Source organism: Microcystis sp. LE19-195.1E (genome assembly GCF_027532095.1).
Taxonomy (GTDB): Bacteria; Cyanobacteriota; Cyanobacteriia; order Cyanobacteriales; family Microcystaceae; genus Microcystis; species Microcystis aeruginosa.
The window spans coordinates 1-13,248 of record NZ_JAPZSZ010000147.1 but is presented as its reverse complement, the minus strand read 5'-3'; the positions used below and the strand labels follow the sequence as shown (position 1 = coordinate 13,248).

10 protein-coding genes, 1 tRNA gene and 1 pseudogene are annotated in these 13,248 nt (G+C 42.0%); 2 read left to right on the top strand and 10 right to left on the bottom strand.

The window, feature by feature from the left end; all coding sequences use genetic code 11:
- The 6 genes and pseudogenes from O9300_RS08615 to O9300_RS08590 all read right to left on the bottom strand — a co-directional run.
- Window positions 1–381 (bottom strand): annotated as a pseudogene (locus O9300_RS08615) (ISKra4 family transposase); the annotation flags it as partial.
- A 494-nt stretch (window positions 382–875) separates the two neighbouring features.
- Complete coding sequence (locus O9300_RS08610; protein ID WP_287971261.1) at window positions 876–2,171, bottom strand: CO2 hydration protein; 1,296 nt, start codon at window positions 2,169–2,171, stop codon at window positions 876–878.
- Window positions 2,172–2,228: 57 nt separating this feature from the next.
- Window positions 2,229–3,779, bottom strand: coding sequence for an NADH-quinone oxidoreductase subunit M (locus O9300_RS08605; RefSeq protein ID WP_287731087.1), 1,551 nt, complete (start codon window positions 3,777–3,779; stop codon window positions 2,229–2,231).
- A gap of 78 nt (window positions 3,780–3,857) precedes the next feature.
- On the bottom strand, window positions 3,858–4,583 hold the full coding sequence (locus O9300_RS08600) for a carbonic anhydrase (RefSeq protein WP_287971260.1): 726 nt from the start codon (window positions 4,581–4,583) through the stop codon (window positions 3,858–3,860).
- A gap of 81 nt (window positions 4,584–4,664) precedes the next feature.
- Window positions 4,665–6,518 (bottom strand): NAD(P)H-quinone oxidoreductase subunit F, encoded by a 1,854-nt coding sequence (locus O9300_RS08595; RefSeq protein ID WP_287971259.1) that lies wholly within the window; start codon window positions 6,516–6,518, stop codon window positions 4,665–4,667.
- Between the two features lie 46 nt (window positions 6,519–6,564).
- Window positions 6,565–7,509 (bottom strand): LysR family transcriptional regulator, encoded by a 945-nt coding sequence (locus tag O9300_RS08590; protein ID WP_147070385.1) that lies wholly within the window; start codon window positions 7,507–7,509, stop codon window positions 6,565–6,567.
- Between the two features lie 329 nt (window positions 7,510–7,838).
- On the opposite strand from O9300_RS08590, the gene O9300_RS08585 reads away from it, so the two are divergent.
- Window positions 7,839–8,507 carry a Uma2 family endonuclease gene (locus tag O9300_RS08585; protein ID WP_287971258.1) on the top strand — a complete coding sequence of 223 codons (669 nt, stop codon included), beginning with the start codon at window positions 7,839–7,841 and terminating at the stop codon, window positions 8,505–8,507.
- A gap of 193 nt (window positions 8,508–8,700) precedes the next feature.
- Here the strand turns inward: O9300_RS08585 and grrM are convergent, their stop codons facing one another.
- The 4 genes from grrM to O9300_RS08565 form a co-directional block, all read right to left on the bottom strand.
- Window positions 8,701–9,861, bottom strand: a complete 1,161-nt coding sequence (gene grrM, locus O9300_RS08580) for a cyclophane-forming radical SAM/SPASM peptide maturase GrrM/OscB (protein ID WP_287971257.1) — start codon at window positions 9,859–9,861, stop codon at window positions 8,701–8,703.
- A gap of 85 nt (window positions 9,862–9,946) precedes the next feature.
- Complete coding sequence (mltA, locus tag O9300_RS08575; RefSeq protein WP_287971256.1) at window positions 9,947–11,068, bottom strand: murein transglycosylase A; 1,122 nt, start codon at window positions 11,066–11,068, stop codon at window positions 9,947–9,949.
- A 79-nt stretch (window positions 11,069–11,147) separates the two neighbouring features.
- Window positions 11,148–12,479, bottom strand: a complete 1,332-nt coding sequence (locus tag O9300_RS08570) for a hemolysin family protein (protein WP_287971255.1) — start codon at window positions 12,477–12,479, stop codon at window positions 11,148–11,150.
- A 32-nt stretch (window positions 12,480–12,511) separates the two neighbouring features.
- Entirely contained in the window at window positions 12,512–12,805 is a 294-nt protein-coding gene (locus O9300_RS08565) for a hypothetical protein (protein WP_158200309.1), read from the bottom strand.
- A gap of 64 nt (window positions 12,806–12,869) precedes the next feature.
- On the opposite strand from O9300_RS08565, the gene O9300_RS08560 reads away from it, so the two are divergent.
- Window positions 12,870–12,942 (top strand) — tRNA-Ile (locus O9300_RS08560).
- Window positions 12,943–13,248 lie beyond the last annotated feature (306 nt).

Here is a 13,248-nt window from a genome sequence, read left to right as displayed (position 1 = left end):
CGAGGCGTTGTTGGGTACTGTGAGAAACAGCAATTCCTGTCAATGATTTGATTTTCTGCGCCGATTTCTCATAGGATTCATCGCCACTTAATAGCAAACAGTTCTTCTCTAACATTGGACTCATCTGAGTCCGAGGCTTTACTTCTAACTTCTTCGCTTGTTTTTCTGTAATTGGTAATTCGCCCAAAATACTTTTGACTTTTCTTGTCCGACCGGCTGTTTCTCCTGTGCTTGTTTTGACAAAAAAATACCGATTTCTGGGTTGACATAATGAATCATTAAATCTCTGACTGTCTCCTCTATCTCTCCCAAGTTATTAAATTTCTTAATTTGGGATTGCTCATAGAGACATTGCCCTAACTCTTGACATAACTCTTTAATTCTTTTTTCATTTTCTGATCACATTGAATTATTCCTCCCATCGAGCCATATTCTGAATTGTAAGCTATAACTATTATAATCTCATTTCTCTTTGTGATCAAGTTGAAGATTTTCTAGTTTTTGACCGCTATAAGCATTAATACTCATTGCATAAGTGAGATGCTCCCCCATTGATATTAAGTGGGTGGTTTTAACGAAGGCAAGAGGCAAAAGCTTTATCGAAATGTGTAATTAATTTTGCTTAGGTACTTATTAAATTTAAGACAATTTGGCTGGAAATTCAATCGGTAAAAAATCAACAATTGGTCACTAATACTAAATCTGGCTATTAAATACTGATTATTTATTCCCTCGATTAGAAAACGGGTTTCTCGGAAAAACCCGTTTTCTGTGCGTTACTCAACGGATTTAGTATTAGTATGACATTGGCGGTCGGTTATCTCATAATCAAAAAAGGTGGGCGATAAACCCACCAGAAAAATAACCCAAAAATCTCAACGATAATTAGGACTTTGGATATCTCTAAGACGCGCTTCGGGGCGTTTAAATCTGTCCATTTGTGCCTCAAAGAATTGACGATTTTTAAGTAAATGTTTGGGATTAGGATCGTCGAGGGGATAGAGTAAAGCCGTGCGTAGAGCTTGAATAACTGCCGAAGTAACATTATACATCGATCGCTGGAAACTAATACCCAATTGAATCAAAATATCGTCTTCCCCCCGGCAGTGTTGCTGATAGTAATCGATCAGATATTGGGGTAAAAAATGATACATATCATCCATTAACAACGTGGGAGGAATTCCCGCAGTACCCACGGGGAAAACATCCGCATAAAGAATGCCATAGTGAAAGTCTTTTTGTTGGTAGGGAACCTGTTTTGCTTGGGCATTATAGGACTTTGTACCCCGGAAGGGAGCAGTACGATAAAAGACCGCTTCCACATAGGGTAAAGCCGCTTCATAAAGCCAAGTAAAAGCCTTTGATTTGGGGATAATTTCGTAGCATTGACCATCAATATAAACGTGATGATAAATTGGCCGGCCAGCGATGGCAAAAATGCCGTTAACGAGGAAATTCATGGCATCGGGAACACCTTTAAACCACCCTTCATCGTAGATATCAGACATCTCGAAAAACACCGGGGCCATCACTTCCCAGAATAGTCCTAAATTAGAGTAGTAGGACATCATCCGCACCTGTTCCAAAAACATATCGGGGAACAGGTCATAAAGTTTCATCATCACGGGGTTTTTCTTGAAATAGGCCTTAATAGCGCGGTCGGCATTTTGGCGATATTCTTCTGAATCAAGATAGGCATCAAATAAACCCCAACCCATATCGCGGCCATGCCATAACATGGCTTGCATACAGGCTTCGGCAAATTCCATATTAACGCGATCATGCCAAAGATGATGGATTAATCTGGGCATTTTTCTGGTTTTACCTTTATCCATGAATTCTAATAATTCAGGGTGAGCGGAACCCGTACCGCGCCAGATGCGTAAATCGGCATTATCGCCAGCGTAATGATTTTCTAGGTCTAGGTATTCTTGGGGCAGAAAATATTTAAAGAAGGGCAAAGGATCGAGGAAAACTCGTTCGGCAATATAGAGCAGATCTCGCCAATAAAAATCCATCGGTACGGCATAAGCTTTATAAATGCCGATAATTTGCATCAGGTTTTCGGGAGTATCCGGCAACATGGATCCACCCGCTTCTAAACGATGGATAATGTCGGCGAATTCGTGAGTAGAAGGGGGAATTTTGGCTTTGATTAATGTCCCAGTCATAGTTTTAGGTAAAGTAATTAGCAGCGGTTACAATAATTCGGAAACAGCAAGGGATAACTAACTATTACTCAAAAATTTACCCCGATTCAACCAGTTGGTTTTTGAGGACTTTTGCGGAGATTTTTTGAAGACAAAACTAGGTTTTGCTTCCCCCGATAAGCTGGCAACCATCGAGTTAGTGGTGGGTTCAATCCAACGGACTAAATAATTGGGTTGAATACCTAAAAAGACGATTAATACCATTAGGACAAAAGCGGGGATAGTTTCCGATTTCAGGACTTTGGGATAGTAGGCAAGTTTATTATCCAATTTACCAAAACAGGTGCGATTAAGCAGGATAACAAAGTAAACCGCCGTTAAACCGGAAGCGATGATACAGAGAACCGTCTGCACGGGAAAACGGGAGAAACTACCCTGAAAAACGATAAATTCCGCCACAAATCCCACTAATCCGGGGATACCAGCACTGGCCATACCGGCGAGAATTAATAGGGCACTAACCAGGGGTAAACCGCGAATTGGGTTCATTAAACCGTTTAAAACGTCTAAATCTCTAGTTCCGGCTTTGCGTTCGACAATGCCCACCAGATAGAATAAGAGGGCGAGAATGAGACCGTGGCTAATCATTTGCGCGACGGCACCAAGGACGCTTAAACCCGTGCCGGCGGCGGCTGCTACCAGTATATAGCCCATGTGACCGATCGAACTGTAGGCCACCATGCGTTTAATGTCTTTTTGGGCAATAGCGCTCAAAGCACCGTAAATAACGCTAATAACGCCGACAATTGCCAGTCCGGGGGCGATTAAAGACCAAGTTTCGGGGAATAATTGCAGACCAAAGCGAACTAAGCCATAAGTACCGAGTTTAGCGAGGATACCACCTAATAAAATTGCTGTAGCGGGGGAAGCTTCCGTATAGGCATCCGGTAGCCAAGTATGGAGAGGTACGAGGGGAATTTTGATGCCAAATCCCACTAACAGCAGAGTTAAGAGCAGTAATTGGGTTTTTTGGGAGAAATCGGCGGTCGAGAGGGAGGAATAGTCAAAAGTGCCACCATTGAGGAAACCTATGCCTAAAAATGCCGCTAGGACTAATAACCCGGAGACAGCAGTGTAGAGAAGGAATTTAATCGAAGCATAGCCACGTTTTTCGCCTCCCCAGATAGCAATCATCAGATAAAAGGGGATTAATTCTAGTTCATAGAAAACGATGAACAGCAGCAGGTTTTTGGCCATTAATGCCCCAGAAACCCCGGCGTTAATCAGGAGGATTAGGATGTAATAAAGTCGGGGACGCTCTATTTTTTCTTCGCTACTATAGATAGCTATTCCTGTCAAGAAACAGTTTAAAATAATTAACGGTAAGGACAAACCATCGACTCCGAGGTTATAACTTAAACCGATTGGTTTTGCCCATTCGCGGTATTCAGAAAATTGAAAGCCATTACTGGTTAAGTTATATTGGGTCAGCAGATATAAAGACCACAAGAAGACGGCGGCAACAAAAAAGAGGGTAATTTGACGTAATTTTGCTGGCGCAAATTTATCGGGGAAAAGACCGACGATAATTGCTCCAATTATTGGCAACCAAAGCAGGGTACTGAGCATATTGGTATCGATCGAATTTATAATGACTGGGATGAGAAAAGGATTAGCCAACCGACACGATGACTAATCTAGAATTGACTAAATTAAACTCACTTTGCCGGTATCGAGATCGTAGTAGGCTCCAACAATTTTTAATTGTTTTTTATCTACTAAATCACCCATGACCGGGGACTTGCCTAATTTCTCTACTTGATAGACAACATTGGATTTAATGGCTCGCTCAAGTTTGTTGGAACCGGGTTGTTTTTCAGACCGATCAACTCCCACCTGTAGGCCATCGATTAAACGACCGATTTGTCCGGGAAAACGACCACCTTCAATGGTGGCTTTTACCGCTCCACAACGAGAATGACCAAGGACAACAATTACCTTAGCTCCTAACACCAACGTGCCGAATTCGAGGCTACCAATTTCTTCGGAAGTGGCTAAATTTCCCGCTACCCGACAAACAAATAGATCTCCTAATCCTTGATCAAAAACAATTTCTGCCGGCACGCGAGAATCGGCACAGCCCAAAATTGCCGCAAAAGGGGCTTGACTTTCGGCCACTTCTGTGAGCCGAGCTTGATCGCGGTTAGGACTTTTTTTTCTTCGTTCCCAGAAACGTTGATTGCCTTCCATGAGCATAGTTAAGGCCTGGTCTGGGTTCAATCCTTTATTTTGAGCGGTCAGCCATGGCTCAGAATTAACAGCAGTTTGGGCGTTAGTTTGGGACAACTGAGAACCCAAAACAGTGGCGGCCAGACCGGTTCCCAAAAAACCACCACCATAACGGATTAATTGGCGACGAGAGGTATTGAACATAGGTAATTGTTTCCATATAATTAGGACAAGTCCTATTGTCAGGGCAAGGGATGCTAAAGAAAAGCCTAAGTTATCAAATCTTTAACTGAAAACTAGAGAAATTTGTGATAACAACGGCCAACAGATGATAATACCGATCAAAGCGACCCCCAAAATAATCGACAGAAAGTAAAATTGGGTTTGGCCCGAGACGTTATATTTCAAACTCTGACCACCAAAAACCGTGGCTAATCCCACCAGGTTAACGATGCCATCCACCAGAAAGGTATCGATCCAGTTAATAATTTGCGAGATTAATCCGACGACAAAAACGATGGTGACTTTATACAATTGGGCTGTATAAAGGTCGTTGGCAAAGAAATCTTGAAGGGCTTTCGGTTGAAAAACGATCGGTTTGGAGATATTTTCATTCAGGTAAATATAGGCTGCCGGAATTACGCCAGCAGCACTGGAAAGTACCAAGAGAAAAGCCACTCCCAGATTTAAGTTACTTGGTAATAAATGCCATTGCGCCAATAAAATCGGCAGATGAAGGGCGAAACCCATGGTCACAGTCATGGGGATAACTAAGGGCCAAAGAGCTTCCGGAGAGCGCAGGGTCATCGGTTTGATTTTACCGCCAAAGAAAACGCAAAATTCTCTAGTGACACTAAAAGCAGTTAAGGCATTGACCAACAATAGCACTAATAACAGTAAACCACTGATTTCTGCGAGGCGATCGCCCATGCGCGCTAATGCCCAAAAACCACCAAAGGGAGGCAGTGCGACCAAACTAGCGGCACCGACGAGATAACAAATACCAGAAACGGGACGACGGGACCATAAACCGCCGTATTGGCTTAAATCTTGGCTGATATTATTCCAAATGATGTTACCCACCACCATGACTAACAGGGACATAGCGATCGCGTATGTAAAGAGTAACACTAAAGCGGTTTCCGTTTGTCCGGTGGCAACAGCGATAAAAATCAGCCCCATGTAGGCGCTGACGGAATAGGAGAGGGAGCGCTTGACATCGATCTGTGCGATCGCAATTAAACCCGCACCGATGGCAGTAACAGAGCCAACAATGATCATTACTTGCAAGGTTAAGGGCGATAATTGCAGCACCGGCTCTAATTTGACCAATAACCAAGCGCCGGTGGAAACGACGACCGTATTCCGCAGAATTGTCGCTGGCATCGGTCCTTCCATCGCCTCATCTAGCCATAAATGCAGGGGAAATTGAGCGCATTTGCCCATCGGACCGGCAATCAATGCCAAACAGAGTAAATTAGCCACATTGGGGTTTAAATTGGCTGTAGCCGCCCATTGTGCTAATTGGTCAAAGTTCCAGGTTCCCGCAAGGGGTAAAAGGGCCACCACTCCCATCAACAGGATTAAATCGCCAATCCGTTTAGTCAGAAAAGCGTCCCGCGCCCCTGTCACTACCAGAGATTGATTGAACCAGAAACCAATCAGCAGATAAGTGCCGAGGGTGAGAACTTCTAGCACACAATAGCTGAAAAATAGCGAATTACAGATAACTAGGGCGCACATACCCCCTTCAAAGAGGGCGACGAGAGAATAAAACCTTGCCCAACCCCAATCCATTTCTAGATAGGCGATCGCATATACCTGGGCGGCGAGGTTTAAGCCGGTAATTAGCAGTAAAGCCCCGATATTAACGGCCGAAATCTGCACATCTAAAGATATGCTTAAATCTGCGGCATTTAGCCAATTAAATGCTATTGATTGGGGCGGACGACCCCAAACGGCGATCAAAGCAAAAAGGCTATGCAAAAAAGCCCAGCAGGTCATGATCAAGTTCAGATAACCGGCCGGTCGGGGGCCAGTTTGCCGGATAATACCGGGAGACCAGGGTAGAGCGAGAAGTGCGCCCGCAAAGGCGTAAAGAGGTACCAACCAGATAGTCTGGCTGAAGGACTCGAACATATAAACACCTCAAGAAGAAAAATGATCCTGAATTAAAGTTTAAGGTTTAATGGCTCACTAATAAGCTGTCACCATTTTTTAACGAGGCATTAATCGGGATAGTTTGACTAGCTTCCAGCAGGTATTTTAAAAAAGCATCGGCAATCACGGAAAGTTGTTTTCCGGCCAGGTAACAAACGTACCAATTGCGCTGAATCGGAAAATGTTCCACGTCGAGGATGGCTAATTCTCCGTTTTCCCCTTCCGAGATGAGAGTATGCTTAGATAGTACCGATAGTCCCAAACCACCAGAAATAGCCTGTTTAATGGCTTCGTTACTGCCTAATTCCAAGCGCACCTTAACTTTAATATCGTGGAGATTAAATAATTTTTGTACCGCTTGGCGGGTTCCAGATCCCGATTCGCGCATAATAAAAGGTTGCTGGTTGAGGGATTCAAGGGGGAGATTTTTCTTACCCACCAATGGATGATCTCGTCGCGCCACCACCACTAGGGGATTTTCGAGGAAAGACTGAGAACAAAGTTCCACTTCTTCCGGTGGTTGACTGAGAATATAGAGGTCATCCTCGTTGTTTAACATTCGCTCTTGCAGTTTCTGATGATTAGTCACTTGCAGGGCGATGTCAATACCGGGATACTGTTGACAGAATGCCCCCAGTAATCGCGGTACAAAGTATTTAGCGGTAGTAATCACGCCTAAAGTCAGCTTTCCCTGTCTAGTTCCCTTAAGATCGGCCACTTTCATTTGAAAGTTGTCCAATTTATTAAAAATCTCTTGACAGGTGAACAGTAATTCCTTACCCGCTTCGGTTAAAAATAAACGTTTGCCGATTTGCTCGAATAGCGGTAAACCCACGGCTTTTGTGAGTTGTTTGACTTGGGTTGAGACGGTAGGTTGAGTGATAAATAACTCCTCGGCCGCCTTGGTAAAGCTACTGTGTCGAGCGGTAGCCTCGAAAACCCTTAACTGGTGCAGGGTTGCCTGTATCAAGTTCTTATCCCCTTCTCAATAACAACTATTTGTCACCATCAATCCTAACGTTTTTATAGATTCTAGTCAATTAATTTTTTGATAAATATAGACTTTAATAGATATAACCGCCGCCTAAGACCTTTTGTCAGCCATCAGCTTTTTTCTCCCTCCTCCCCTCCTCCCCACTCCCCCACTCCCCCATTACCCCATCTCCCCCACTCCCCCATTACCCCATCTCCCCAATTCATAATTCATAATTCATAATTAATAATTGATAATTGATAATTCATAATTCATAATTATCTTGCTATAATCAGAAAACAACCATCTATTAAAATTAAAAGACAATGGTTAGTTATCTTGATATTGACGACGATCTTCTTTTCCCCGATAGCGATGGTCAACCGATGGCAGATAATACCGAACAATATGAGTGGATTGTCAAAATTAAGGAGAATTTAGAGATTATCTTTGCCGATGACCCTAAGGTGTTTATTGCCGGAGATTTACTCTGGTATCCTCTGCGTTCTACTTTGGTTTCACCGGTTGCTCCTGATGTGATGGTAGCTTTTGGCCGTCCCAAAGGACGGAGGGGTTCCTATCGTCAATGGCAGGAAGAAAATATCGCTCCTCAAGTGGTTTTTGAAATTCTATCACCGAAGAATACAAAAGCAGAGATGAGTCGAAAATTAGAGTTTTATGACACATATAGTGTAGAAGAATACTATTTATATAACCCGATGGGCTGTCGTTTACAAGGATGGCAAAGACAGGGAAAAACTTTAAGAGAAATTATCCCCATCAATGACTGGATAAGTCCCCGTTTAGGTGTGCGTTTTATCTGGAATAAATCTAGTTTAGAATTGTATCGTCCTGATGGAGAGAAATTTTTAACAACTGTTGAGTTAGAGTCTCAAATGCGTCAAGAAAAGAAACGTGCCGATAAAGAAAAGAAACGTGCGGATCGACTAGCGGAACGCTTACAGGCGTTAGGATTAAGTTTAGAAGAAGAATAATACCATTTTTCTTTATTCGTAGCAGGCATGACCATCTCTGTCGTTACTTTGGAAAAATGGTATTTAGATCAGGTTTTTTTCATAAGTTATTAGTAAACAGTAATCAGTGAACTGATAACTGATAACTGATAACTGATAACTGATAACTGATAACTGATAACTGATAGCTGTTTACTGATAGCTAAAAAAATCTTTAAACTTCTAATAAATTTTCTAGGCGATCGAGAACTATATCGGTGATACACTTAATCCGGTATAAACAGGCTTTAGTATCTGTGGAGTTGAAAGTGCCATTTTCCCAATATTTGTTACTACCGGCACCACCCCCACAAACCCCAAAATAATCGCATTTTTGCCGACATAAATCGACTCCACCGCGCATATCAGCGTAAATTTGTTGAAATTTCTCGGTTTCACAGATAGATTCTAGGGAATCGCTCAAAACATTACCAAAGATAAAATCACCGTAGGGTTGGGTTTTAATCGATAGTAATTCCGGATCAAAGGTGGAAAAATTACCTTGATTATCAAAATTGACAATCATAAAAGGTCGATTCATATCGGTATTTTCTAAGCGTTCATCGGCATAAATCAAACTACAGATCGATTCAAATTCCCGCAGCTTAAATTCTCCTTGTTTGGCCGTGACTAACTCCCAAAATCTGGCAATAAACTGGCGATAACGTTGTTCAATCCCTAATTTATCCAAGGAAGATTGTGAATGAATACCCTCGGTTTCTTCCATATTAAAAGCCACATCGGTAAGGCCATGATCCCAAAAAAAGTTAAAAATTTCGTCGGGATAGTCGAGAGAATCTTCTGTTAAAACAGCGATGATACTGACATCAATTTCATGTTTTTGCAAGAAAGAAATCCCCCGCATTGTAGCAGCATGACTGCCAGTTCCCTTGCGGTTTTGCCGGTGGATATCGTGAATAAAGCCCGGTCCATCAAGACTGACTCCCACATAAACATCATGCTTTTTAAATAATTGACACCAAGCATCGTTAATATAAGTGGCGTTAGTTTGTACCGAATGACGAAAACAGTAACCCTGCTGATTATATTTCTCGCTAACTTCCGCAATTTTGGCGAAAGCACTTTCATAAAAACTGATGGGAACTGCTAAGGGTTCGCCGGCGTGCCAGCAAATGGTAAAATCATCTTGGAGAAAACGACTACTAAAAACCCTCTGAAAAATCGGCTCGATTAAATCTAAGGATAAGGTATTTTTTAAGTGGCGATCGGGTAAATAACAGTAATCACAATTGAGATTACAAAAAGAAGTCGGCTGCACGACTACTAAAGTAATTGGACCACAATCCGACCAATCGATATTTGTGTTTTTTTCCATCATTCTATTTTTAAAATTCTCCCTTAAATATGATAACCGATAACCGATTCTGGGAATTGTATCTTAATTCTACCTATACTGTTTCCTATTCCCTCAATAATAAATAATATAATTGACCAGGAGTATTAATTAAACCGGCTCGCTCACCCGCATTTTTTCCTGTTCCCATAAAAATATCTACCCTCCCAGTACCTTTAATCGCGCTGCCAGTATCTTGATCGAGAACATAGCGACTAACTAATTTTTTATTAAGATTTCCCTGGGGAATTTCTGTCTCAATTACTGCTAAAGCACCGGGGGGAAAAATACTTTTATCTGTAGCGATCGATCTTTCTGGTAAAACCGGAACTCCAATACTACCAGTGGCTGGTGCGCCGTGGGTTTCTCGAAAGAAAATAAACCGATTATTGCGGGGAATATAATTCTTTAATTGCTCAGGATTATTTCTGAGAAAATCTAAAACCATTGGTAAGGTTAAACCCTCAGCAGGAAAAATACCATCGGCAATCATTTCTTTTCCCAGACTGGTATAGGGATGCTCGGTATTGCCATCAAAACCAATGCTCATAATTTGACCATTAGGTAAACGTAATTTCGCCGAACCTTGCACATGAACTAAATAAGCTTCTAAGCGATCTTTTAACCAGACTAATTCGTATCTCGATAGACGGCTATTTTCCCCCAGTAAACCATCTTTTCCCTCTAATTCTACCCTAGCTGGATGGGGTTTAGACCAGCGAGAAAAGTTAGCAGGTCGGCGATAAAGAGGATATTTATACTCGGCGGTTTTTTGGCGACTTGCTTGATAAATTGGCTCAAAATAACCAGTAAATTTAACATTTCCCTGGCTATCATTACCCAAAGAACGATACCAAATAAATTCTTTTTTAACTGCCTTTTGTAGAGCTGCGGGAGTGGGAGAATTCTGCACTAATTGACGAAAACGGACTAAGGAACGCTGCACTCGCTGACGAGTTATTTCAGGAATAGGATAATTTTGATAGGCGCGGATCGCCGCCGAGCTATTCAGATAACGTAAACTATGATCGATCGCTTGTAGTAGGGTTTTTTTGTCCGTTAGCAGTCGTTCATCGTATCCCGTAGATGTTCCTAATTCTGAGATTTCAAAACGTTCTAGGGGCAAATTTGCGGGGGTGAGGGCAATTAATCCCAAGCTGAGGGGGAGGAGTGTCAAAAGGTGTTTCATGGTGACAGGAGTGGGCAGCTATTGACTCGGTTAACAATCAAGAAGGATAAATGGGAAAAGTTATTTCTTGTTTATATACTTAGGATGGTTGTTGACGATAAATCTTAATTTGTTCCAAGCGAGGGCCGACCTTAGAAATGATGGTAAATTCTAAATTTTGGTAATATAATTGTTCTCCCACCTTCGGTATTTTTTGCCAATGATGGAGGACAAAACCAGCTAGGGTTTGGTATTCATCGGCCAAGGGTAAACTTAAATTTAATGCTTTGTTCACGTCCTCTAAATTCATTTGTGCTTGTACGAGAAAAGTCGATTCATCGAGGAGTTGATATTTTACTGTTCCTGATTGATCCCTAGGGGAAAAAGTTCCCAGAATCTCGCCGATTAAATCTTTTAGGGTTAATAAACCGGCTGTTCTGCCAAATTCATCCACAATGATAACCATCTTTAAGGATGATTCCCGCATCACTGTCAGTAATTCATTTAAAGCAGTGGTTTCGGGGAAAAAACGCACAGGTTTTAACCAAGGTTTAATCGGGGTTGTTAAATTTAACTGACCCTGAGCAAGGGGTAAAGCTAAATCTTTAAAATCGATCAGACCACGGATATCATCACCGGAATCTCCTTCCACAGGATAACAAGAATAGCCACTGTTAACTACTTGGAGCAATAATTCCTCAAAAGTTGCGGTCGAGGAAATAGCTATTAAACGGTTATGGGGAACCATGATTTCCGCGGCAGTGATTTCGCTCAACTGGAAAACATTATTTAAAATTTTCCTTTCCGCTGCTTCTAATCCCGTTAATTCCCCTTCCATGCTGATAATTAATTGTAATTCCTCGGAAGTTACCCGACTAGAACGCTGTAGATCTACTTCGGGGATACGGGTTAAAACCAATAAAAAACGAGTTGATTGGTTAATAATACCGATAAAAGGCTTAAAAATCCGGGAAATAACGCCAATAGGTGCCGCTAATAATCGCGCCATTGGTTCGGCATAAATTAAAGCTAGGGATTTGGGATAAAGTTCCCCAAAAACTATCTGGAGATAGGCCACGATTAAAAAAGCTAGACAAAGAGAGAAACCATGGGAGAGCAGATTTTGCCAGTTTAAAGAAAAGGGTAAAAAACTTAGTAATTTCTTCACAAAAACGGTCATGGTACTCTCCCCGATCCAACCTAAAGCTAAACTAGAAAGGGTGATACCTAATTGGGTAGTGGAAAGTAAGCGATCGAGACTTCTTTGTAGAGATTGGACCGTCTGCGCTGGCACATCTCCCGCAGCCACTAGCTGACTGACGCGGGTACGACGGACAGACACAAGCGAAAATTCGGCCGCTACGAAAAAAGCATTGAGCGCGATTAGTAAAAAGACTAAAATTAAACGAGTCAATAAATCCTGATTATCCATAGCGAAAAGGCAAAATTCGCCTTTTTTAAAGCCTATCCTTTGGTTTCGTCCTTTGATTGCGGTTTGTTTTTCTGTTGTTGCATATAAACTCTCACTCTTTTAATTACTTCTTCTTCTTTCACGGGGATAAAAGTTTGATTGCGACCATAACTGGTGCGATCGTTGGTAAACTTTTTAGCGGGGTTGATATCCGGTTGACTGACTCCCTTCAGGGAGGCGATTCCCAATTGATAGGCTACCCAACCGCTACCGAAGCCGGCGGCTAACATGGCTACCATCAAAAGGAGTCCTAACTGCAAGGAGGTGCTGATTGAAAAATTTTTCATCTTGGTGGGTCCGAATTTTCACGTTCAGAGTGATTACCGATCTATAATGAGTTAATAGTATAACCCAGGGTTGGCCGAGCGGTTGAGGCAACGAACTCATAATTCGTGCTAGGCAGGTTCAACTCCTGCACCCTGGATAGTTTTGATGGCTTCGGAAGGTATTGTAAAGTTTCAATACAAATATGGTCATATATAGTCATTCATGGTAATATGTACAGACAAAACTATCAGACTAGGCAAAAAAAACAGGAATAAGTTATCGAACGGCTTGGAGGTGGTGGAAACAAGGGAATTTAACAGGTTATCAATTGCCTTCTGGTACAATTATCACAACGGATGACAACCCTTCAAAACCCGACGCTGAGTTAAAAGACAACGGATAATATGTTAGTAGCAGAAAGACACATTATCAAGAAAGGACATCGATTCTGGGCTGAGATAGA

Excerpts from the sequence above, each read along its gene's own strand:
- O9300_RS08605 (WP_287731087.1), bottom strand. The coding sequence starts at position 3,779 with ATGCTCAGTACCCTGCTTTGGTTGCCAATAATTGGAGCAATTATCGTC.
- O9300_RS08565 (WP_158200309.1), bottom strand. The coding sequence starts at position 12,805 with ATGAAAAATTTTTCAATCAGCACCTCCTTGCAGTTAGGACTCCTTTTG.
- mltA (WP_287971256.1), bottom strand. The coding sequence starts at position 11,068 with ATGAAACACCTTTTGACACTCCTCCCCCTCAGCTTGGGATTAATTGCC.
- O9300_RS08600 (WP_287971260.1), bottom strand. The coding sequence starts at position 4,583 with ATGTTCAATACCTCTCGTCGCCAATTAATCCGTTATGGTGGTGGTTTT.
- O9300_RS08570 (WP_287971255.1), bottom strand. The coding sequence starts at position 12,479 with ATGGATAATCAGGATTTATTGACTCGTTTAATTTTAGTCTTTTTACTA.
- O9300_RS08595 (WP_287971259.1), bottom strand. The coding sequence starts at position 6,518 with ATGTTCGAGTCCTTCAGCCAGACTATCTGGTTGGTACCTCTTTACGCC.
- grrM (WP_287971257.1), bottom strand. The coding sequence starts at position 9,861 with ATGGAAAAAAACACAAATATCGATTGGTCGGATTGTGGTCCAATTACT.
- O9300_RS08610 (WP_287971261.1), bottom strand. The coding sequence starts at position 2,171 with ATGACTGGGACATTAATCAAAGCCAAAATTCCCCCTTCTACTCACGAA.
- O9300_RS08585 (WP_287971258.1), top strand. The coding sequence starts at position 7,839 with ATGGTTAGTTATCTTGATATTGACGACGATCTTCTTTTCCCCGATAGC.